At 58.3% G+C, this 21,467-nt stretch carries 20 protein-coding genes and 1 pseudogene; 15 read left to right on the top strand and 6 right to left on the bottom strand.

What is annotated here, in order from left to right:
- The first annotated feature begins 16 nt into the window (after positions 1-16).
- The 9 genes from rpsT (at position 17) to CMN55_RS08690 (ending at position 11,920) form a co-directional block, all read left to right on the top strand.
- Positions 17-283, top strand: coding sequence for a 30S ribosomal protein S20 (gene rpsT, locus CMN55_RS08650; protein ID WP_293949387.1), 267 nt, complete (start codon positions 17-19; stop codon positions 281-283).
- Between the two features lie 473 nt (positions 284-756).
- Positions 757-1,203, top strand: a complete 447-nt coding sequence (locus tag CMN55_RS08655; RefSeq protein ID WP_293949388.1) for a rhodanese-like domain-containing protein — start codon at positions 757-759, stop codon at positions 1,201-1,203.
- Entirely contained in the window at positions 1,203-2,609 is a 1,407-nt protein-coding gene (gene dnaA / locus CMN55_RS08660) for a chromosomal replication initiator protein DnaA (RefSeq protein WP_293949389.1), read from the top strand. Before CMN55_RS08655 ends, dnaA begins: the two co-directional genes overlap by 1 nt.
- Before the next feature lie 111 nt (positions 2,610-2,720).
- Entirely contained in the window at positions 2,721-4,133 is a 1,413-nt protein-coding gene (locus CMN55_RS08665; RefSeq protein WP_293949390.1) for an MFS transporter, read from the top strand.
- A gap of 337 nt (positions 4,134-4,470) precedes the next feature.
- Complete coding sequence (gene dnaN / locus CMN55_RS08670) at positions 4,471-5,589, top strand: DNA polymerase III subunit beta (protein WP_293949391.1); 1,119 nt, start codon at positions 4,471-4,473, stop codon at positions 5,587-5,589.
- Between the two features lie 67 nt (positions 5,590-5,656).
- The gene (gene recF / locus CMN55_RS08675; protein ID WP_293949392.1) at positions 5,657-6,820 is read left to right on the top strand and encodes a DNA replication/repair protein RecF; all 1,164 of its coding nucleotides are present in this window, start codon (positions 5,657-5,659) and stop codon (positions 6,818-6,820) included.
- 16 nt (positions 6,821-6,836) lie between these two features.
- Complete coding sequence (gyrB, locus tag CMN55_RS08680; RefSeq protein ID WP_293949393.1) at positions 6,837-9,266, top strand: DNA topoisomerase (ATP-hydrolyzing) subunit B; 2,430 nt, start codon at positions 6,837-6,839, stop codon at positions 9,264-9,266.
- 46 nt (positions 9,267-9,312) lie between these two features.
- Positions 9,313-9,696, top strand: a complete 384-nt coding sequence (locus tag CMN55_RS08685) for a bleomycin resistance protein (protein ID WP_293949394.1) — start codon at positions 9,313-9,315, stop codon at positions 9,694-9,696.
- Positions 9,697-9,802: 106 nt separating this feature from the next.
- Entirely contained in the window at positions 9,803-11,920 is a 2,118-nt protein-coding gene (locus CMN55_RS08690) for a transglycosylase domain-containing protein (protein ID WP_293949395.1), read from the top strand.
- Between the two features lie 8 nt (positions 11,921-11,928).
- Here CMN55_RS08690 and CMN55_RS08695 read toward each other — a convergent pair whose 3' ends face one another.
- From CMN55_RS08695 to CMN55_RS08710, 4 genes are read right to left on the bottom strand one after another with little or no spacing between them, the layout of a single operon-like run.
- Positions 11,929-13,134, bottom strand: coding sequence for a multidrug effflux MFS transporter (locus tag CMN55_RS08695; RefSeq protein ID WP_293949396.1), 1,206 nt, complete (start codon positions 13,132-13,134; stop codon positions 11,929-11,931).
- A 30-nt stretch (positions 13,135-13,164) separates the two neighbouring features.
- Positions 13,165-13,917 (bottom strand): M48 family metallopeptidase, encoded by a 753-nt coding sequence (locus CMN55_RS08700; protein WP_293949397.1) that lies wholly within the window; start codon positions 13,915-13,917, stop codon positions 13,165-13,167.
- Positions 13,901-14,350, bottom strand: a complete 450-nt coding sequence (locus CMN55_RS08705; protein ID WP_293949398.1) for a YcgN family cysteine cluster protein — start codon at positions 14,348-14,350, stop codon at positions 13,901-13,903. The genes CMN55_RS08700 and CMN55_RS08705 overlap by 17 nt, the downstream gene beginning before the upstream one ends.
- 6 nt (positions 14,351-14,356) lie before the next feature.
- Positions 14,357-15,832 carry a polyhydroxyalkanoate depolymerase gene (locus tag CMN55_RS08710; protein ID WP_293949399.1) on the bottom strand — a complete coding sequence of 492 codons (1,476 nt, stop codon included), beginning with the start codon at positions 15,830-15,832 and terminating at the stop codon, positions 14,357-14,359.
- A gap of 200 nt (positions 15,833-16,032) precedes the next feature.
- Between CMN55_RS08710 and CMN55_RS08715 the strand changes: the two genes are divergently transcribed.
- The gene (locus CMN55_RS08715; protein WP_293949400.1) at positions 16,033-16,581 is read left to right on the top strand and encodes an ankyrin repeat domain-containing protein; all 549 of its coding nucleotides are present in this window, start codon (positions 16,033-16,035) and stop codon (positions 16,579-16,581) included.
- 15 nt (positions 16,582-16,596) lie between these two features.
- Here CMN55_RS08715 and CMN55_RS17175 read toward each other — a convergent pair whose 3' ends face one another.
- Positions 16,597-16,983 (bottom strand): lipid-binding SYLF domain-containing protein, encoded by a 387-nt coding sequence (locus tag CMN55_RS17175; RefSeq protein ID WP_366932014.1) that lies wholly within the window; start codon positions 16,981-16,983, stop codon positions 16,597-16,599.
- Positions 16,984-17,017: 34 nt separating this feature from the next.
- On the bottom strand, positions 17,018-17,329 hold the full coding sequence (locus CMN55_RS17180) for a hypothetical protein (RefSeq protein ID WP_366932015.1): 312 nt from the start codon (positions 17,327-17,329) through the stop codon (positions 17,018-17,020).
- Positions 17,330-17,504: 175 nt separating this feature from the next.
- On the opposite strand from CMN55_RS17180, the gene CMN55_RS08725 reads away from it, so the two are divergent.
- The 5 genes and pseudogenes from CMN55_RS08725 (at position 17,505) to CMN55_RS08740 (ending at position 21,389) form a co-directional block, all read left to right on the top strand.
- On the top strand, positions 17,505-18,764 hold the full coding sequence (locus CMN55_RS08725) for an ActS/PrrB/RegB family redox-sensitive histidine kinase (protein WP_459253656.1): 1,260 nt from the start codon (positions 17,505-17,507) through the stop codon (positions 18,762-18,764).
- A 64-nt stretch (positions 18,765-18,828) separates the two neighbouring features.
- Positions 18,829-19,359, top strand: a complete 531-nt coding sequence (locus CMN55_RS08730) for an ActR/PrrA/RegA family redox response regulator transcription factor (protein ID WP_293949403.1) — start codon at positions 18,829-18,831, stop codon at positions 19,357-19,359.
- A 59-nt stretch (positions 19,360-19,418) separates the two neighbouring features.
- Entirely contained in the window at positions 19,419-19,970 is a 552-nt protein-coding gene (locus tag CMN55_RS08735) for a DNA-methyltransferase (RefSeq protein WP_459253657.1), read from the top strand.
- Positions 19,861-20,169 (top strand): annotated as a pseudogene (locus CMN55_RS17185) (DNA methyltransferase). The gene CMN55_RS08735 and the pseudogene CMN55_RS17185 overlap by 110 nt, the downstream one beginning before the upstream one ends.
- Positions 20,166-21,389 (top strand): glycosyltransferase family 4 protein, encoded by a 1,224-nt coding sequence (locus tag CMN55_RS08740; RefSeq protein WP_293949405.1) that lies wholly within the window; start codon positions 20,166-20,168, stop codon positions 21,387-21,389. The pseudogene CMN55_RS17185 and the gene CMN55_RS08740 overlap by 4 nt, the downstream one beginning before the upstream one ends.
- The last annotated feature ends 78 nt before the right edge of the window (positions 21,390-21,467 follow it).

The following is a 21,467-nucleotide window of genomic DNA, read 5'->3' on the forward strand; positions in this document are numbered from 1 at the left end:
AAAAGACAGGATTGTCATGGCGCATCATAAATCTGCACTGAAACGGATCCGGCAGACAGAGGTCCGTACCGAACGTAACCGGGCGCGTCGCAGCCGTATCCGCACCTTTGTGAAAAAGGTGGAACTGGCCGTGACCGAAGGGGACCACGCGAAAGCAACCGAGGCCCTTCGCGCTGCACAGTCTGAACTTGCCCGGGGCGTCGTGAAAGGCGTTCTGAACAAGAACACGGCATCGCGCAAAATCTCCCGCCTCAATGCACGGGTAAAATCCCTTTCTGCATAATCGCGGGAATCGCAAGAATCAAACCGCGGCGCCAAATCGGCCCGCGGTTTTTTGTTGCCTGATGTCGCGCAAAAAGCGCAGATAACCTGCCTGTTTCGCCTTCATTTTTACCAGTTAACGCGGCTCCTGTGGAAGCCCTCACCATATCTTGTAGGTCAAGGGAATGTTCGGCCAATTGCAAAATTTATTTTTGCTAATTTTGTCACCCCTCCCTTGCGCCCCACCTGTGGATAAGATTACTCTGCCCCGTCTCTAAGGGAGAGCATCCTAACCGCAATCACACACAGGGTTGAGTGGTCAAGGACGGACAATCCGTCCGGGTCCGGTTGTCTCCGGTAGCTTGTTTAGTCATGAGTGAAGGCGTTGCGTATATTGTCGGCGGACCTCGGGGGAGGGGCCGCTCAAATCGGGTTCTCGTCAACCATGTTTATACATATCTGGACTATTCCGAATTTTAAGCGAAGGAATTACGAATGACCAACGGGGGGATGTCCGGCGCCAACGCCACCTATGCCGGGGATATCACGGTTCAGGAAGCCTGGGATATGCTTGAAAGCGACCCGGATGCCGTCCTGATCGATGTCAGAACAAATGCTGAATGGGCCTATGTCGGCCTGCCGGATCTGTCGGCGCTTGGCAAAGCCGTGCAACGGGTCTCCTGGGTTCTGTTTCCCGATATGGCCAAAAATCAAGGCTTCGTTCAAGAAATATCCGATCTACAACCCAAGAAATCCGCCCCCATGATCTTTCTCTGCCGGTCCGGCGTCCGCTCCATCGCCGCCGCCGAAGCGGCCACCCGCGCCGGTTACAGCCGCGCCTATAATGTTCTTGAGGGATTCGAAGGCGGCCCGGACCCTGAAGGCCATCGCGGCACGGTGGGCGGCTGGAAGGTCGCCGGTCTGAAATGGAAACAGAGCTGATGACGTCAGGTTCCGGGGCCTCCGCCATGACAGACACTGAAAATTGGGACAGGATACGGGAAAAGCTGCGCGCCGAATATGGCGAAGCAACCTTCAATTCCTGGCTCAAGAATATCGAACTGGACAAGATTGACGGCGATACTGTTTCCCTGACGCTGCCGACCCGCTTCCTTCGGGACTGGGTGCTCAACAACTACGCCAACCGGCTACGCCAGCTCTGGTGCGCGGCCGACGGCGCCATCAAAAGCGTCAATCTCCGGGTGAAGCCGCTTGATCGCAAGAATGGTGTCGCGCAAAAAACCTCGATCGGTCTTGCGGAGGCAACCGAGCCGTTCACAGACAAAGCCCCGGGCGCCTTTGAGGCGGCGAGCCCTGACCCCTCCCTGATGGCGCCGCTCGATCCGCGGTTCACTTTTGATAATTTCGTCGTCGGCAAGTCCAATGAGCTGGCCCACGCCGCCGCCCGCCGCGTGGCGGAAGCCAAGGATTCCGTGCCGTTCAACCCGTTGTATCTTTATGGCGGGGTCGGGCTCGGCAAAACCCATCTGATGCATGCCATCGGCCATGCCATCGCCGCCAACAGCCCGAAGAAGAAGGTGCTGTATCTGTCGGCGGAAAAATTCATGTACCGTTTCATCCGCGCCCTGCGCTACAAGGACACCATGAATTTCAAGGAGCAGTTCCGCTCCGTCGATGTGCTGATGATCGACGATGTGCAGTTCATTGCCGGTAAAGACAGCACGCAGGAAGAATTCTTCCATACCTTCAATGCGCTGGTGGATCAGAACCATCAGATCATCATCTCCGGCGACCGCTCGCCGACGGATCTTGAAGGGATGGAGGAACGGATGCGCTCTCGCCTCGGCTGGGGCCTTGTCGCCGACATTCACCCGACCGATTATGAACTCCGCCTCGGCATCCTGCAATCAAAGGTCGAGCAGGGGAAAATCGAGATTGATCCCCGCATCCTCGAATTTCTCGCCCATCGCATCACCTCCAACGTGCGGGAGCTCGAAGGGGCGCTCAACCGTGTGCTCGCCTATTCCGATCTGGTCGGGCGCGCCGTCACTCTTGAAAGCACGCAGGAAGTGCTCCGCGATCTTTTACGCGCCAATGACCGGCGGATCACCATCGAGGAGATCCAGAAAAAGGTCGCCGAGCATTTCAATATCCGGATGTCGGACATGCATTCGGCCCGCCGCGCCCGCGCCGTTGCGCGGCCCCGTCAGGTCGCCATGTATCTCGCCAAGCAGCTTACGTCCCGTTCCTTGCCGGAAATCGGCCGGAAATTCGGGGGCAGGGATCATACAACCGTCATGCACGCCCTGCGCAAGATCGACGAGCTGCGCCAGCAGGACATCGCCCTGTCGGAAGATATCGAACTCTTGCGCCGGATGCTCGAATAATAGCTGGTGCCGATTTGCTTTCGCGTCTTCCCTGAGATATAGCTTCAGAAACAACCGGGGCTGGAAAATCCATTGCCCCTGATCATTGTCTGGTGACCGGACAGGAAATTCATGGCCCCTCTTCAGGAAGACACTGCCGTTCGCTGGCGCGAGATTCTCAATCGCGAACACGGCCTGTCATTGGCGCTGGTCTGCCTTGGCATTTGGCTGCATGCGGCGGACAGCCTGCTTGTTGCCACCATGGTGCCCGCCATTGTCGCCGATATCGGCGGGGAGGAGCTGATCTCCTGGACCGTCGCGCTTTATGGCATCGGCTCCATCGTCGCGGGAGCGGCAAGCGGCCTTCTCGCCCTGCAATATGGATTGCGCCTGCCGATGACGCTGGCGTCCTTTCTGTTCATGCTGGGCTGCATGGTGAGCGCCCTGGCACCGGACATGTGGGTCATGCTGGCCGGACGATTATTGCAGGGAATTGGCGGCGGCGGCCTGATGGCGCTGTCTTTTGTGGCGGTCAGTTCCCTTTTTCCGCGTCGGCTGATTGCCCGCGCCATGGGCGCCATCAGCACGCTATGGGGTGTTTCGGCCTTTATCGGGCCGCTGGTTGGCGGGCTATTTGTCGAATATGGAAGCTGGCAGGGCGGTTTCTGGTTTTTCACCCTGCAGGCGCTCTTCCTCACTCTCTGGGTCTGGTTTGCATTGCGGCGCCATGGCGCCCCCGTCGAGAAAATCCGGCTTCGCTTCCCCTTCTGGCGGTTGCTCTGGCTGTCTCTCGGTGTCTTGCTGATCGCCTATGCAGGGATTGAGGTCGCCGCGCTGGAAACATCGCTGCTGGTCAGTCTCGGGATCCTGGCCCTGATGGCCTTTCTATATTTTGACGGGCGCGAAGATGAGACCCGCCTTCTGCCGCGTAGGCCCCTGTCCCTGAAAAACCCGATCGGCGGCGCGATGATCCTGGTGCTTGGTTTTTCGATCACGACGGTCGCCATTTCCGTTTACGGCCCCTATGTCATCACGGTCCTGCATGGGGAGCCCGCCATTGTCGGCGGATATGTGATGGCCTGTATGTCCATCGGCTGGTCCGTCACCTCCTTCCTGCTCTCTGGCGTTCCGGAAAAGCGGGACAGGGCGATGATTCTGGTCGGCATGCTGCTGATCACCCTCAGCCTGCCCGGATATGCCTATAGCCTGCCGTTTGGCCCGGTTTGGCTGATTGCCCTCTTCGCGGCCCTTCAGGGCGCCGGGTTTGGCGCCGCCTGGACGTTTATTCTGCGCCGCGCCATGCACCTTGCGCCAGAAGCGGATCACGAGCGGGTCTCCAGCGCCATTCCGACGCTGCAACGGCTCGGTATTTCCATCGGCGCGGCCTATGCGGGTATTCTTGCCAATGCCGCCGGAATGGACGGGGAGGCGGACGGCAGCGTGATTTTCACCGTCGCCTGGCTGATCCCGGCTGCCTGTCTGCCCGCCGCCGCCATCGGGCTGCTGGGCACCTTTGCCTTCATTCGCGACAGAAAGAAAGCCTGACAGCCCCCGCAGAACGGCGAGCCTGCCTGCAAGCTGCCGAGGGGGCGGCTCTCATGGCCTGCCGCCTGCTTCTTTCAACCCCCTGAAATCAATGGCAATTTCAGACCGGATTCGACGCCCCGCAAGCGCCTCGCCCGACCCTGAGCCGAGCGCCCTTGCGACAGGGAACAGCCATCCCTGCCCGACCGCATTGCCATTTCGATTCAAGGTTAAGAATCAAATTCTTAACATTAACTGTAAATCCCGCATCAAGGGGAGAAATCAGTTGATGTTCGCGGCTACTTTCGGGCATAATGGCGGACCTTTACGAGTAACAAGATCAAAGCCGACCGAGCCCATGAAACTGACTATTGAACGCACCGCCTTGCTGACCTCCCTGAGCCATGTGCAAAGCGTTGTCGAGCGCCGCAATACCATCCCGATCCTTGCCAATATCCTGATGGATGCGCGGGATGGCTCCCTTGGCCTGACGGCAACCGACCTTGACATCGCGATCAATGAGAAGGTCGCCGCCAATGTCGCCAGTGAGGGGGCCACAACCGTTCCGGCGCATCTGCTCTATGACATTATCCGCAAACTGCCCGAAGGCAGCCAGGTAGAGCTTGATTATGCGGCCGACAAGGGAAAGATTTTCGTGCGCAGCGGACAGTCGAAATTCGAACTGGCCTGTTTGCCGCAAGATGATTTCCCGATCATGGAAACAAGCCAGCTTCCCGTGAATTTCGTGCTGCCGGCGAATGTTCTCAAGCGGCTGATCGACAAGACCCGCTTTGCCATCTCGACGGAAGAAACCCGTTATTATCTCAACGGCATCTATTTCCATACGGCAGAGGCGGACGGCACGCAGATGCTGCGCGCGGTCGCGACCGACGGCCATCGCCTCGCCCGTGTTGAAACACCGGCCCCGGCGGATGCGGTGCAGATGCCCGGCGTTATTGTGCCGCGCAAGGCCGTGAATGAACTGCTGCGTCTGCTTGATGAATGCGATGACCCCGTGTCCATCTCCCTGTCGGAAACGAAAATCTGCTTCTCCTTCGATGATACCATTCTCACCTCGAAGCTGATCGACGGCACTTTCCCCGATTATGAGCGGGTGATCCCTTCGAATAATGACCGGGTATTGGAGCTGGACGGCAAAAGCTTTGCGCAGGCCGTTGACCGCGTGTCCACCGTCGCAACGGAAAAAACCCGCGCCATCAAGCTGTCGCTCAGCAGCAACCTGATTACCCTGTCGGCAACCGGTGCGGATGCAGGCAGCGCGACGGAAGAAGTCAACGCCTCCTATGGCGCGGACAGCATGGATATCGGTTTCAACTCGAAATATCTGCTGGATATCACGAGCCAGATCGACGGGAATAATGCCCGCTTCCTGTTTGCCGACGCCGGATCACCAACCATTGTCCGGGACACCGCCGATGACGGATCGCTGTATGTCCTGATGCCAATGCGGGTGTAGGGGGAAACCATTGCCCGCCTCTGAGACGGGTATCCGGATCCCGGGTGTCGCCATAGAGGAGCCGTTTGTGTCGGCCTATGTTATCACGCGCCTGATTTTGACAGATTTTCGCAATTACACGCATCTGAAGGTAGAAACCGACGCCCGTCCTGTCGTTCTCACCGGCGCGAACGGAAGTGGCAAGACAAACCTGCTGGAAGCGATTTCCTTTTTAACCCCCGGCCGGGGGTTGCGGCGGGCGAAGCTGGTGGATGTCGCCAAGACAAGCGGCGCAGGCGGCTGGGCGGTGGCGGCAGAAGTTCATTCCGATGCCGGAGAGTGTCGGATTGGCACGGGTCTTCTGGCGGGAGGCGGCAGCACGGAAGGCGAGCCGACGGAACGACGGCAGGTCCGCATTGATGGGCAGACCATGAGTGGCGCGGCGGCCCTGGCGGATCATTTTCGCGTCAGCTGGCTGACGCCGCAGATGGACCGGCTGTTCCAGGAAGGGGCGAGCGGGCGACGACGCTTTCTCGACCGCCTCACCTTTGGCCTTGATCCGGCCCATGGGAGGCGCATGACCTCGTTCGAAAAGGTAATGCGAGAGCGGAACAGATTGCTGAAGGAAGGACGGTTTGACCGGCACTGGCTGGCCTCCCTGGAACGAACGCTGGCGCAGACGGGAACGGCCATTGCGGCGGCGCGACGGGAAGCGATGGAACGGCTCAATGGCGTCATGAGCGCGACGGAGCAGGATGCCCCCTCCCGCGCCTTTCCAAAGGCGGAGCTGGGCGCAGAGGGTTTACTGGAGGGCTGGCTGGAAGAGATGTCCGCCCTTGCTGTGGAAGACAGATACCGGGAGGAACTCGAAACCGCCCGGCGGCAGGATGCGATGACGGGTAGTACGGGACAGGGGCCGCATCGCAGCGATCTCGCCGTTCTGCACAAGGATAAGGGGATGCCGGCGGCGCTCTGCTCGACCGGCGAGCAGAAAGCGCTGCTGATCTCCATCATTCTTGGCGATGCGCGGTTGCAGGCCGGCCTGCAGGGGCGCGCGCCGGTCTTGCTGCTGGACGAGATCACGGCGCATCTCGATGCACGGCGACGCACGGCGCTGTTCGACGAGATCGAGGATATGAAGACACAGGCCTGGATGACAGGCACCGATTACGCCCTGTTTTCCGAACTTGGAAACCGGGCGCAGTTTCTGACGGTCGAAAATGGCGCACTTTGCCAGACGGCCGGTCGCTAAAGGGAAAGACGACGTAATGAGTAACAGCGAAGGTCAGTTGCAGACAGAGGAATATGGCGCGGACTCCATCAAGGTTCTGAAAGGCCTTGATGCCGTGCGCAAGCGTCCCGGCATGTATATCGGTGATACCGATGACGGCTCGGGCCTGCATCACATGGTCTATGAGGTGGTGGACAACGCCATTGACGAGGCGCTGGCCGGTTATTGTGATCTGGTCTATGTGGCTCTGAATGGCGACGGATCGGTGACGGTGCGCGACAATGGACGCGGCATTCCGGTGGATATCCATCAGGAAGAGGGCGTGTCCGCCGCCGAGGTGATCATGACGCAGCTGCATGCAGGCGGAAAATTCGACCAGAACTCCTATAAAGTCTCCGGTGGCCTTCATGGCGTTGGCGTCTCCGTGGTCAACGCGCTGTCCACCCGGCTTGATCTCACCATCTGGCGAAACGGCAAGGAACATCGCATCAGCTTTGCGCATGGCGATGCCCTGGGCCCCCTTGAAATTGTCGGCGATGCGGCGGGCAAGACGGGAACGGAGATTACTTTCTTCCCGTCGCCGGAAACTTTCACCAATATCAAGTTTGAATTCGCGACGCTGGAGCATCGCCTGCGCGAACTGGCCTTCCTCAACTCGGGCGTCTATATCCAGATCAATGATCTGCGCTCTGCCGAACCGGTAAAGACGGACCTGCATTACGATGGCGGCATCGCGGCCTTTGTCAAATATCTCGACCGGTCAAAAAACGCGCTTATGTCCGAGACCATCAATCTGATGGCGGAGAAGGAAGGGATCACGGTAGAAGCATCGCTGGAATGGAACGACAGCTATCATGAGAATGTGCTCTGCTTCACCAACAACATCCCGCAACGCGACGGCGGCACGCATCTTGCCGGATTTCACGCCGCGCTGACCCGGGCGATCAACCAATACGCCACCTCCAGCGGCATTGCGAAAAAGGAAAAGGCGACAATTACCGGCGACGATGCGCGGGAGGGGCTGACCTGCGTCCTCTCGGTCAAGGTGCCGGATCCGAAATTCTCCTCCCAGACCAAGGACAAGTTGGTTTCCAGCGAGGTACGGCCGATTGTCGAAAGCTCGGTTTTCGACGCTCTCAGCCAGTGGTTTGAAGAGCATCCGGCGGATGCTAAGAATGTCATCGGCAAGGTGGTTGAGGCCGCCGCCGCCCGTGAAGCGGCCCGCAAGGCGCGGGAGCTGACCCGGCGCAAGGGCGCGCTTGATATCTCCAGCCTGCCCGGCAAGCTGGCGGACTGCCAGTCGCGCGACCCGGCGGTTTCCGAGCTGTTCCTGGTCGAGGGCGACAGCGCCGGTGGCTCCGCCAAGCAGGGACGGGACCGTTTCAATCAGGCCGTCCTGCCCCTTCGCGGTAAAATTCTCAACGTGGAACGCGCCCGCTTTGATCGCATGCTGTCCTCCACCGAGATCGGCACCATGATCACCGCACTCGGCACCGGCATCGGACCGGAGGAGTTTGATATCGAAAAGGCGCGGTATCACAAGATCATCATCATGACCGACGCGGACGTGGACGGGTCCCACATTCGCACCCTGCTGCTCACCTTCTTTTACCGGCAGATGCCGGAACTGGTCGAACGGGGCTATCTCTATATCGCCCAGCCGCCGCTTTACAAGGTGACGAAGGGCAAATCCTCGGTCTATCTGAAGGATCAGAAGGCGATGGATGATTATCTGATTGATCAGGGTATGGAAGAGGTGGTGCTGGAACTGGCGTCGGGAGAACAACGCAGCGGGGAAGACCTGCGTGCCCTTGTCGGCCGCGCCCGCCAGGCCCGCGACCTGATCGACGCCATCGCCCGTGTGCAGAACCGCGCAGTGGTCGAGCAGGTGGCCATTGCCGGCGCGCTCAGCGACGACGTCTTGAGCGATGCCGCCCGTGGACCCGAAGCCGCCGCTTTTGTCGCCCGCCGTCTGGATGCCATCTCGTCCGAAACGGAACGCGGATGGAAAGGAGAGATCCTGCCGGACTTCAGCCTGAAATTCAGCCGGGAAGTCCGCGGCGTGACCGAAGTGCAGCTTGTGGACAGCAATCTGATCCATTCCGCCGAGGCGCGCCAGCTCAACGCCATGAAGGAGGAGTTGCAGGCGATTTATACGAAGCCGTCTGTCTTCATCCACAAGGACAAGCGCCAGACCATCAATTCCCCGCTGGATCTGATGGAGGCCGTGACCACACTCGGTAAACGCGGCCTCACCATCCAGCGCTACAAAGGGCTTGGCGAAATGAACCCTGAACAGCTTTGGGAGACCACGCTGGATCACGAAGCGCGCACCCTGCTGCAGGTTAAAATCAATCACGGCGACGAAGCCGACGAGGTCTTTTCCACCTTGATGGGCGATGTGGTGGAGCCGCGACGCAACTTTATTCAGGACAATGCTTTGAAGGTCAGCTTCCTCGACGCCTGACCGGCGTCATCTGTAATGGGGCGGCATCAGTAAAGGAGAAAATGCCATGCCATCGACATCTCTGAAAGATGCAACGCTGGTTGCGGCGACGCCGGTTCTCGCGTCCCTCGATATCCGGAAAACCGTCGATTTCTACACGTCAAAGCTCGGCTTTACGGAAATATATGCCGCCGCGAATGAATATGCCGTCACTCTGCGGGACCGGATTGAGCTGCATTTCTGGTATTGTACGGACCTTGGAATTCCGAAGATGACAAGCTGCCGCATTGAAGTGGACGGCATTGATGCGCTTTATGAAAAATGCCAGGGGGAAGGGGTTGTTCACCCCAATGCGCCGCTTCACGAAACACCCTGGGGCACACGGGAGTTTTCCATTCTCGACGAGGATGGCAACTGCATCGCCTTTCATCAACGGCAGGGAGGCAGATAACCCGTCAACGCATAGAAAGCGGGAAAAATCTCATTTTTGCCTTATATGTTGAGTATTGCTGCTCCCGTTCTGGCGGCTGGAGCCATGAGTAACGATTGAGTTTGGTATGAAGAAGGCATCAAAAGGATCCGGCAGCCCGACGCGGACCGGACGGGCGCGCCCCGCAGGCAATAAAAGGCCGGGGCCGGGCGGCGCGACGCGGCGCAGCGCGAAAGGCGGCGCACGGAGAACGTCCAACCCCCGTTCACGGCAACGCAAGGGATCAAAAAAGGGCAACGGCGGCCTCTTGACGCCACTTCTCAATTGGGGCGGAACGCTGCTTGTCTGGTGCTTGCTGATCGGCGGGCTTTTCCTCGGCTATTTCGCCCTGACCCTACCCGACATATCCGGTATCGGCGTGATTGAAAAGCGCCCCTCCATGGTGCTGGAAACACGCGATAATATTCGCTATTCCACCTATGGCGATCTCTATGGCGACATGCTCACCATCGAGCAGATTCCCAACAATATGAAACTTGCCGTCCTCGCCACTGAAGACAGCCATTTCTATAGCCATTTCGGCATCAATCCCATGAGCCTCGCCCGCGCGGCGATCCGGAACTATCAGGCCGGACGCATCGTGCAGGGCGGCAGCACCATCACGCAGCAGCTCGCCAAGAACCTGTTCCTCACTCCTGACCGCACGATGGGGCGGAAAATCCGGGAAACCCTGCTCGCCTTCTGGCTGGAAGCGGAATATACCAAGGATGAAATCCTCGCGCTTTATCTCAACCGCATGTATTTCGGCTCTGGCACCTACGGCATTGATGCCGCCTCCCGCAAATATTTCTCGAAACCGGCACCGCAAATGAACACGGCCGAAGCGGCCATGCTGGCCGGCCTTTTGAAGGCCCCCACCTATTACGCGCCAACCCGCAACCTGAAGCGGGCGCAGGATCGGGCGAGTGTTGTCCTTGCCCGTATGGTGGATGAAGAATATCTGTCAGCAGCAGAAGCGGAAAGGCTGCGCGCAAACCCTGCCGTTCTTATCAACGCCAGTCAGGATTTCCGCAATGTCCGGTATTTTTCCGACTGGGTTGTCAGCGAGGTACAGGCCTATATCGGGCGCACCGAGAAGGATCTGATCGTTACGACAACGCTCGATCTTGATATGCAGTCCGCGGCGGAGCGGGCGCTGGAAGCGCGCCTGAAGGCCGATGGCGCACAGATGGATGTGAGTCAGGGGGCGGTTGTCGCCATGACGCCCGGTGGCGCGGTCAAAGCCATGGTCGGGGGGCGTTCCTATGCAAAGTCGGTTTATAACCGTGCGACCCTGGCCCGCCGCCAACCGGGATCGGTCTTTAAAACGGTTGTCTATATGGCCGCCTTTGAAAACGGCCTCGCTCCCGACGATGTTTTCAATGACGGGCCGATCAATATCAACGGCTGGACGCCCGGGAACTACACCCGAAAATATAATGGCGACATGTCATTGCGCGAAGCCTTTGCCCGGTCCATCAATACTGTTGCGGTCAAGGTGACAGAACGCGTCGGCCGCGACAAAGTGGCGACAATGGCCCGCAATCTGGGGCTAAGCGGCGATTTTCCGCTGCACCCGTCCATCTCGCTCGGCACCAATGAGGTGTCACTTCTGGAAATGACCGCCGCCAATGCGGTCATTGCCAATGGCGGGATAGCGGTCCTGCCGTTCGGCGTTCTTGAAATCCGCGAGAAGGACGGGGAGGTTCTTTACAAGCGGCAGTCATCGGGGCAGGGACGCATCGTCAGCGCCGCCACCATCAACAAGATGCAGGATGTGATGAGTGCCGCGATCAACTGGGGAACAGCAAAGGCCGCCAACCCCGGCTTTGCCGCCGCCGGAAAAACCGGCACGACGCAGGATTACCGCGACGCCTGGTTCATTGGCTTCACACCGGAGCTTGTCGCCGGTGTCTGGTTCGGCAATGACGACGGTTCCGCGACCAAACAGGTCACCGGCAGCAGCCTGCCCGCCGTCGCCTGGAAGGATTTCGTCACCCATTCGGAAACCGGCCAGGCCGTCGCCTTCACCCGTCTCGAAGAAGAAAAGAAGGACGGTGGCAGCCTGTGGGATAAAATTGTCCAGGCTTTCACCGCGCAAAATGCCGAGACGACAAAGCCCGCCGCACCGGATACAGGCGGGACCGCCGCCCCCGCCAAGCGCCCAAACACGTCCTCATTTCCGGGCGACAGCCCGCGGCCCTGATCCGCAGCTCAGGCTGCCTCATCGTGGCTGCCCTTGCGGATCAGCAGACGGAAAACAATTGCGGAAAGGCATCCTGTCAGCACAATGGCATAGACAAGGGAATATTGCGTGCCATCGTAAAACGCCGCAACGATATAGCCGAGCAGGGCGGAAAATCCCAGCATGATAAAGCCTGACAGGGCCGAAGCCGATCCGGCCATCGTGGGGAAGGGCGCCATGGCGCCCGCCTGTGTCTGCGGCAGCACCATTCCGATCCCGACCGCGGCAAGAACCATGGGAATGACGACGGAAAACTCCGTGCCGACCCCACTCCAGGCGGTGAGTGTCATGAGGAGGCCGCCCGCCGCGATGATCAGCGTGCCGATCCAGATGGAGGCGTTCAGCCCCTTTCGTTTCGTGAAATAGGGTCCGAGCAGCGTTCCCGTCATATAACCCAGCACCATGGCCGCGAAATAATAGCCAAACACCTCCGGCGCGACGCCATAGACATTGATCAGCACAAGCGGCGAGCCGGAAATAAAAGAAAAGAGCGCGCCGAAGGCAAAGCCGCCGGTCAGGGAATAGCCGAGAAATTCCCGGCTGCGGAGAAGGGCCGCGTAATTGCGGATGATATGCCCCGGATGCAGGGCGTTGCGATTGAGATTCTGGTGGGACTCATCGACAAACAACATCGTCACCAGCACAATGATCAGCGCCACAAGAGCCGGAACGATAAACACCGCCTGCCAGCCATAGAGCGCCGCCACATAGCCGCCGAGAACCGGCGCCACCGCCGGGGCCAGCCCCATGATCGTCCCCATGCGGGAAAGCTGCGTCGCCGCCTGCTCCCGCGCAAACAGATCGCGAACCATGGCGCGCGGCACCACCAGCCCGGCGCAAACGCCAAGGGCCTGTAAAAACCGGAAAAGAATAAGCTGTTCAATGGTGTCCGCGACCACACAGCCCGCGCTCGCGATGATAAAAATCGACAGGCCGAGGAGGATCACCGGGCGTCGTCCAAACCTGTCGGTCAGCGGCCCATAGATGAGCTGGCAAACCCCGATGCCGAAAGAAAAAACGCTGAGCGTAAGCTGCACCTCCGCCGCGCTCGCGCTGAAGAATTCCGCAAGGCTCGGAAATGTCGGCAGATACATATCCGTCGACAACGGCCCAAGCGCCACCGCCGACGCAAGGTAAAGAGTGAAAAGAACAGAAGAGGGATGCAGGGATTTCATAAGAGAGACTATTCGTTCATTGAGCCTCTCTCATACCCCCTCCTGCATGTCGGCGCCATATTTATGTAGCTCGGCGCCGTTTATTTTCAGCCATTTTCGCGCAGCGGGCACACGCGGATGCAGCATATCCACCAGCCGCCAGAACGCCGGGGAATGGTTCATATGGCGGAGATGGGCAATCTCATGAGCAACGATATAGTCCATCACCTCTTCGGGCATCAGCAGCAGACGCCAGGAAAAATTGAGCTGCCCGGTCGAGGAACAGCTCCCCCAGCGCGACGCCTGATCCCGGAGGGTGATACCCTTGTAACTCTTGCCAATACGGGCGGCATACGCCTCGGCGCGGCGGCTGATTTCCGTCTTGGCCAGCTTGCGCACCCAATCGCGAACGCGGCGCGGGAGATGCTCTTCCCGGCCGGCCACATAAATCCGGCCCGCTTCCATCCAGACGACGCCGCGACGGTCCGGCGCATGGGTGATCCGGTGTGGCGTCCCCATGATGGGCAGCAGGGCGCCATCGCAAAAAGGCACCGCCTCCGGCAGTCTGTCGAGGTTGGCGACAACCCAGTCGATTTCCTTTTCAATAAACGACAGCCCCGCCGCCACGGAAACCCGCAGTGGCAGATTGAGAACGATGCCCCGTTTCGGGTCAATCCTGAGGCGTATACGCGCCGCGCGCGTTGAATGCTTTACTTCCAGCGGATATTTCCGGCCGCCGAAAAGCAGATGCGGCCTTGGCCCGGAAACCAGAACCGGCACTGTCGCATCAGTCACTGTCTTCATCCGGCCAGTCCACAATATGCTCTTCCAGATCACCGGCCCGGCGTTCGGAAACCACACGCCCGCGCACGGAAATACCGGCCTGATGCACTGTTTCCGGATCATGGGAGACAAGCGGATGCCACCAGCGCAACGGCTTGCCTTCGGAAATCAACCGGTAAGCGCAGGTTTTCGGCATCCAGCGCAGGTTCGGAATAATATCGGGCGTCAGGGTGACGCAATCCGGCACAAGGCGGGATCGCTCCTCATAGCAGGAACAACGGCAGCTTCCCATATCCAGAAGGCGGCATGCCACATCGGTATAGGAAAGATCGAGGGTGTCCTCATCCTCCAGCTTGAGAAGGCAGCATTTGCCGCAGCCATCACAGAGGGATTCCCACTCTTCGCGTGTCATGTCCGCAAGTGCGACCGTCTCCCAGAATGGTTTTTCCGTCACCCCACCTCAGGCCTTTTCAGTTTGCTTCCCTGTCGTTCCTTTGGCGGCGGTGGATGTCGTCTTGCGGCGCGGTTTCGGGGCGACCGCTTTGGCCGGACCCGCCTTGACCGCCGGCTTTTTCACCGCCGTCTTTGCACCGGTTTTAGCGGTTGCCGGTTTTTTTGCAACCTCTGTCTTCTTCTTCGCCGGTGCGGCTTGCGGCTTTTCCGTTTTCACAGGGATCACCGCTGTTTCTGCCGCCGTTTTCCGGGTCCGCGCCCCCGGCTCGCTACGGCGAATGAAATCACTGATCCGCGGGGCAATCTCGGCATTGAAGCGACGGCCGTTGAAGACGCCATAATGGCCGACATTTTTCTGCTCGTAATGGGTTTTCATCTCATCGGGCAGGGCGGAGCAAAGATCATGGGCCGCAACGGTCTGGCCAATGCCGGAAATATCGTCCAGCTCCCCCTCAACCGTCATCAGGGCGGTTTTCGTAATCAGCTCGGGACGGATCAGATGGGTCTTGCGATACATCATTTCCCCCTTGGCCAGCGCCTGTTTCTGGAACACGGTTTCGATAGTCTGAAGATAAAACTCCGCCGTCAGGTCCATCACCGCATTATATTCTGCATAGAAGGCGCGGTGTCTGTCGGCGCTGTCGCCATCGCCCTCGACAAGATGGTCGAACTGCTTGATATGGGCTTCCATATGACGGCCGAAATTCATGCTGACAAAGCCGCAAAGCTGCAAAAACCCGGGGTAGACGCGGCGAAACGCACCCGGATACCCGACCGGCACATGATGGATCACCGTTGTTTCAAACCATTCGATAGAGTGACTCATCGCCAATTTACAGGGTTCCGTCGGGTGCCGGCGTGTATCGATGGGGCTTCCCATCAGCGTCATGGAACGCGGCACATTCGGACTGTTCCGCTCCGCCATCAGGGCAATGGCGGCCAGCACAGGCACGCCCGGCTGGCACACCGCCATGACATGCGTGTCCGGACCCAGGATATCGAGATAGTCGATAATATAATCGATATAGTCATCAAGATCGAAGCGGCCTTCATAAAAAGGCACATTCGCCGCATCGCGCCAGTCGGTGATATAGACATCGTGATTTTGCATCATCCGCTCGACCGTGCCGCGCAGCAGCGTCGCAAAATGCCCGGACATGGGCGCGACAATCAGAAGTTTGGGATCCTTGTTTTTAGTCTCGCGCTTGAAATGCTTGAGCTGGCAGAATGTCTTGCGATGGAGAATTTCCTCCGTCACCGCGACTTCCTTGCCATCGACAAGGGTGCTGGTCAGGCCAAAGGCCGGCTTTCCGTGATACTGCGTCGTTTCGGCGAACAGATCGAATCCGGCCGCAAGGGTCTGGGCCTGGGGCGTCTCCGATATGGGATTATAGGGGCTTTTCAGGACATGGGAATAAATCTGCGCCGCCATGCGGACAGGAGAAAGCGCCAGTTTCTGAATTTCTTTGAGTTGGTAAAGCACGACCTACTCTCCTCTTGTCACAGGATCCCGTTGCAGAGGAAAACTGTTATCTGTTGCAGGCAAAATTACGCTGCACCGCAACATAATATAGGAAAGCTTTCGGTCATTGTCAGTATTTTTTGCGATTTTGCCGAGAATTGAGTATGAATTGAGGCAATAATTGTGGAGAATTCGACACAGAATTGGGATGAGGGACCATTATGAGGTTCTGTTTTCTTATTATTTTCCTGATATTCGCGGCTGTTCCGCAAGGGGTTGCCCAGTCGTCTCTGCTCGGCCAGGACCCGGTTTTCCAGAATGCCGCCTATGGCAATGCCGATGCGGTGGAAAAATTCCTGCTGACGGGAAACAACCCCAATATCCGGGATCTCAAGAAAGTACCCCTGCTGCATCATGCGGCCATTGCCGGCGTGCCGAAAACGGTGCAGACCCTTCTTAAACACGGCGCGCAAGTAGATCTTGCCGATCCTTTTGGCAATACCGCCCTGATGCAGGCGGCCGCCTATGGTTCAACCAAGGCCGCGCTTTTGCTGATAGAAAGCGGAGCCAAGGTGAATGAGGAAAACCAGCAGGGGGAAACGGCCCTGATCAAGGCCGCCAAGACGGGCAATCTTGAAATTGTGGAAATTCTTCTGGAGAAGGGCGCATCGCCCAATCTGACCGATTTCACGGGAAGGACGGCGCTTGACCATGCAAGACAGAACCGTCATTCCCGTGTTGTTGAAAGGCTAGACAGTCATAAATCGTGACTGCGGATGAAGCGGTTATTTCCGCTCCACCTTCATCAGCTCGGCTTTCAGGCCATCGGCCTGGGGATTTGAAATCGTCCGTTCGATCACCAGCTGGCGCGCACTGACGGGACGGCCATAGTAGGATTCATTGGAATCCGTATTGGAAGACAGGATCGAGCCTTCAACCGAAGCGCCAATAAACAGCCCCTTGGAAATCGCAAAGGAGAACACATCCACCTTCATATTGGTCGTTGTGGACGCGCCGAGCGTCGTGCCAACCGGGCCAACCGCCGCGCTCAAATCACCGCCCAGCTTGACCTGATTGTTGATAATCGCCTGCAGGCCCTTTTCCGTCATGACGACCAGCACCAGTTCATTGACCTGCGCGCCGAATTGCAGGCCAATGCTGCCCTGACCCATGGTGTAAAAAGCCGGGGATGACCAGCCGTTTACGTCATCCTTGCCAAGCAGCACGCCACTGCCACCCGCGCCGCCAACGAAGAAACCGGCTTTCAGAACCTGCGGGAAAATAACAACGCCCTTGGCCACGGCCAGAAGCGAGCGGAACTGATCCATTTCCGAACGTGTGGCAAGATCGGCAATGGTGAATTTCGCTTTTTCCACAAGCTGGTCCTGCGCCTCGCCGGCAAGGGCGACATTGCCGGAGCCCAGCATGAATGCGCCGGCGCTGGCCCCTGCTAATGTCAGGAATTTGCGTCGGCTCGCCGTGAGTGTCGTATGCATCTTCTTCTTCCCTTTTGACTATTCGTTGGAAAACAGAATACTGCTATAGAGTAAGGGAGCAAAGATGGCATTTATATGTCTGATATTATTGTGATGACGAAAATGAGGCCCCCGGCGCCATGAGCATTCAGGCAAGCAGAGCCCGTGAGTGGCAAAATCCCGAGGACAGCAGCCCCATCTCTCTCGCCTCCAGCGGGATGCGCCTTAAAACCCTCGTCTATATCCGCTGGCTGGCTGTTCTCGGACAGGCGCTGACGGTGTTGATCGTCTTTTTTATCTTCGGATATGAATTGCCCCTGATCCCGGTCGGGCTGCTGATCGGGGCAAGTGCGATCCTGAACATCCTGGTGAGTTTGAACCGCAAGCCCGCCGCCCGCATTCCGGACCGCGGCGCCATCCTGTATCTGTTTTACGACATCCTGCAACTGGCGGGGCTGCTGTATTTCACCGGCGGGCTGACCAATCCCTTTTCCGTCCTGTTTCTGGTGCCGGTCACCATTTCCGCGAACAATCTGCCCCGGCAAGGCACCGTATTTCTCGGGCTGACCACCTTTGCCTGCATCACCTTTCTGACATGGTTTTTTGAGCCGCTGCCGCTACCACCGAACTCTCTTCTGCTGTCGGATACCTATCTGCTGGCCCTTTGGTCTGCGCTGGTGCTCGGCACTGCGTTTCTGTCCGGCTATGCCTGGATGATCGCAGCGGACCAGCGTAAAATATATGACGCGCTGACCATTGCCCGGGCGGAGCTGGCGCGCGAACAACAGCTTTCCGCCGTCGGGGGTATTGCCGCCGCCGCCGCGCATGAGCTCGGCACCCCGCTCAATACGATCCTGCTGGTTTCGGAAGAGCTCACGCAGTCCCTGCCGGAGGGGAGCGATGCCGCGGCCGATGCGGCGCTGCTGCACGATCAGGCGAAAAAATGCGCCGAGGTGCTGGCGCAGCTCTCAAAGGGGCCGGAGACCGGCGGATTTATCAAGGATTCCCCGCATCACAACTTCCTGGCCCTTGATAATCTGTTCTCCCTCGTTACCGAGAAATATCATGACAGCGGNAAGGAATTTGTCATCCGGACCCATGGGGANCCGTCGGATATTCCGCATCTTTTCCTGACTGCGGAACTGCGCCATGGCCTTGGCAACCTGGTCAGCAACGCCGCCGAATTCGCCAGAAGTCGCGTTGATATCGACCTTTACTGGAATGATCGGCTGGTGCGGGCGGAAATTCATGATGACGGCCCCGGCTTTTCCGAAGAAATTCTCGGCCGTCTGGGCGAGCCTTATATGTCGAGCCGCCGGGGCAAGGGCGGTATGGGCCTTGGCGTCTTCATCGCCGATATGCTGATCCGGCGCAGCGGCGGCGATCTCAGTTTTCGCAATCACCGGCAAGGCGGCGCGGTGGTGGAGATTATCTGGTCGCGCCGGGTGCTTGAAAAATCTGATCCTTTCAGTAGTTGAGAAATATGCTAATCTGTCCGCGACAGCGGATTGTCGACAAGTTCAAAACAAGAAGAGCGGATGAATGAACGACAGGAAATCACTGCTTATCGTTGATGACGATGAGGTTTTTCTGAACCGCCTTGGCCGGTCGATGGAGCGCAAGGGTTTTACGCCGACCCTTGCCAGTTCGGTAAGCGAAGGGAAGCGGCGCGCCGCCGAATCCGCCCCCGATTATGCCGTTATCGACCTCCGGCTTCAGGACGGCAACGGCCTTGAGGTGGTGGAGGCAATCCGCAAGGTGAATGAGGAGGCCAGCATCGTTATGCTGACCGGCTATGGCAATATCGCCTCGGCCGTGGCGGCGGTAAAGGCCGGCGCCATCGACTATCTCGCCAAGCCCGCCAATGTGGAAGATATTGTCAGCGCGCTTCTCGCCGAAAGTGACGCCCTGCCCACGCCGCCGGAAAATCCGATGTCGGCGGATCGCGTCCGCTGGGAACATATCCAGCGCGTCTATGAGCTCTGCGATCACAATGTGTCGGAGACGGCGCGCCGCCTCAACATGCACCGGCGCACCCTGCAACGGATCATGGCGAAACGGTCTCCGCAATAGCCCGGATGGATCAGCCTGTCCTGAAAAGCACCCTGATTTCCGGCGATGCGGCGTCGGAAATGGCCCGGCTCAAGGCGCAAAGCATCGATCTGGTCATTGCCGATCCGCCTTATAATCTCGGCAAGAATTATGGCAATAATGTCGATCTGAAAACCCGTGACGCCTATCGCCTCTTTACCGATAGCTGGCTGCGGGCGGCCGTCCGNANNCTCAAGCCCGGCGGATCGCTTTATTGTTTCATGGGCGTCAAATTCATTTCCCGCCTGTATATCATGATGGAAGAGGANCTGGGCCTGACGCCGCAGGGCTGGATCACCTGGCATTACACGCAAGGCATGGGGCGCAAGCGNGGGTTTTCCCCGCGGCATGAGGATATTCTGTGGTTCTCAAAGGGNCCGGAGGCNTGCTTCAACCTCGATGAGGTGCGGGTGCCGCAGAAATATTACCGCAAACGCAATAATATGGCGGGCGCNAATCCCGGCGACGTCTGGCANTTCAGCCATGTGCATTACTGNGCANGCGGANCGNCTGCCGCACCCCACACAGAAGCCGGAGGCCTTGATCGAGCGNATNNTNCGCGCGTCCTCCAANNCNGGCGACATGATCCTTGATCCCTTTNTNGGNAGCGGAACAACCGCGCGCGTCGCCCANATCCTCGGCCGCAACAGCATCGGCATTGATATTAATCCCGATTACATCGCCATGGCGAANACCCGCCTCAACCAGCCNTTCAGCGGCTTTGACAGCACNGANCCGCGCGCGGAACGCNTCTCNAAAGATNTNCCGAAAANNCCNNGAACGCCCAGATGAACATATTGTTTTTGCANAATAATTTCCCCGCGCAATACCGCCATGTTGCGCGTCATCTNGCGNCGGACAAGAACAACAGGGTCATTTTCATGTCGCAACGGGTTCCTGCCGGGATTCCCAATGTCAGTAATATTATCTACAAACCGCATCGGGAAATAAATAAGGCGACACATCATTATCTGCGGCCCGCCGAAGCGGCCGTTCTGAACGCCCAGGCGGTTTTCCGCAATTGTCTGGAGCTAAAGAAGAAAGGGTTTGAGCCGGATATCATCTGCGCCCATTCCGGATGGGGCAACAGCCTGTATGTCAAGGAAGTCTTTCCAAAGGCGCGGCTGCTCAGCTATGTCGAATGGTATTATCACGCGCACGGGTCGGATGCGGATTATCTGGATCCGTCTGCCATGAGCTATGACAATGCCGCGCGCATTCACAGCAAGAATATCCCCCTTCTGATGGATCTTGCCACATCCGACTGGGGGCAGGTGCCGACCCGGTTTCAACGCACGCAAATTCCCGCTGTATTTCATTCCAAGCTTTCGCTGCTGCATGACGGGGTGGATACGGATTTTTTCAGGCCAAACCCCGATGCGGTAAAGAAAATCGGCAATCTTGACCTCACCCATGCCGGTGAGATCCTGACTTACGCGACACGGGGAATGGAACCTTATCGCGGTTTTCCCGAATTTATGCGCGCCGCCGCAATGCTGATGAAACGGCGGCCGAAGCTGCATGTTGTGGTTGTCGGCGAAGATCGCGTCGCCTATGGAGCGAGGCTCCCCGACGGGGAAGGCTGGGGCAAGCGTATGGTCGCCGAGTTGAAGCCCGATCCTGAGCGCCTTCATTTTACGGGACCGCTTGCCTATGGCGACTATGTGAAAGTGTTGCAGTTTTCAACCGTGCGGGCCTATCTGACCGTGCCCTTTGTGCTAAGCTGGTCCCTGATCGAGAGCCTGGCCTGCGGCGGGCTTGTCGTCGGGTCCGACACCGCGCCCGTGCGGGAAGTAATCCGCCATGGGGAGACCGGTTTTCTTGCCCCTTTTGGCGATCCGGAAGCCTTTGCCCGGCAAATAGAGGAAGTGCTGGATAATGCCCCGGAGTTTCAGGATATCCGCAATGCCGCGAGGAAGCTGGCGCTTGAAAAATATGCACTTAAAAAGCTGCTGCCCCGCCAGCTTCGCCTCATAAAGGATGTTGCCGCGGGCCGGATTCCGCCGCATTGAATGAATTTGCAGTACGTTCACATCAACTCGGCATTTGCAGGGGCGGTAAGATTATACTAACTATGTCCAGTCTACTTC

It is taken from the genome of Sneathiella sp. (genome assembly GCF_002694385.1).
In the GTDB taxonomy this organism is placed as follows: Bacteria; Pseudomonadota; Alphaproteobacteria; order Sneathiellales; family Sneathiellaceae; genus Sneathiella.

What these genes read in the sequence shown, in the direction of transcription:
- dnaN (WP_293949391.1), top strand. Translation starts at nt 4,471, where the DNA reads ATGAAACTGACTATTGAACGCACCGCCTTGCTGACCTCCCTGAGCCAT.
- CMN55_RS08690 (WP_293949395.1), top strand. Translation starts at nt 9,803, where the DNA reads ATGAAGAAGGCATCAAAAGGATCCGGCAGCCCGACGCGGACCGGACGG.
- CMN55_RS08655 (WP_293949388.1), top strand. Translation starts at nt 757, where the DNA reads ATGACCAACGGGGGGATGTCCGGCGCCAACGCCACCTATGCCGGGGAT.
- CMN55_RS08730 (WP_293949403.1), top strand. Translation starts at nt 18,829, where the DNA reads ATGAACGACAGGAAATCACTGCTTATCGTTGATGACGATGAGGTTTTT.
- CMN55_RS17175 (WP_366932014.1), bottom strand. Translation starts at nt 16,983, where the DNA reads ATGGGTCAGGGCAGCATTGGCCTGCAATTCGGCGCGCAGGTCAATGAA.
- CMN55_RS08665 (WP_293949390.1), top strand. Translation starts at nt 2,721, where the DNA reads ATGGCCCCTCTTCAGGAAGACACTGCCGTTCGCTGGCGCGAGATTCTC.
- CMN55_RS08715 (WP_293949400.1), top strand. Translation starts at nt 16,033, where the DNA reads ATGAGGTTCTGTTTTCTTATTATTTTCCTGATATTCGCGGCTGTTCCG.
- CMN55_RS08695 (WP_293949396.1), bottom strand. Translation starts at nt 13,134, where the DNA reads ATGAAATCCCTGCATCCCTCTTCTGTTCTTTTCACTCTTTACCTTGCG.
- dnaA (WP_293949389.1), top strand. Translation starts at nt 1,203, where the DNA reads ATGACGTCAGGTTCCGGGGCCTCCGCCATGACAGACACTGAAAATTGG.
- gyrB (WP_293949393.1), top strand. Translation starts at nt 6,837, where the DNA reads ATGAGTAACAGCGAAGGTCAGTTGCAGACAGAGGAATATGGCGCGGAC.
- CMN55_RS08700 (WP_293949397.1), bottom strand. Translation starts at nt 13,917, where the DNA reads ATGAAGACAGTGACTGATGCGACAGTGCCGGTTCTGGTTTCCGGGCCA.
- rpsT (WP_293949387.1), top strand. Translation starts at nt 17, where the DNA reads ATGGCGCATCATAAATCTGCACTGAAACGGATCCGGCAGACAGAGGTC.
- CMN55_RS08685 (WP_293949394.1), top strand. Translation starts at nt 9,313, where the DNA reads ATGCCATCGACATCTCTGAAAGATGCAACGCTGGTTGCGGCGACGCCG.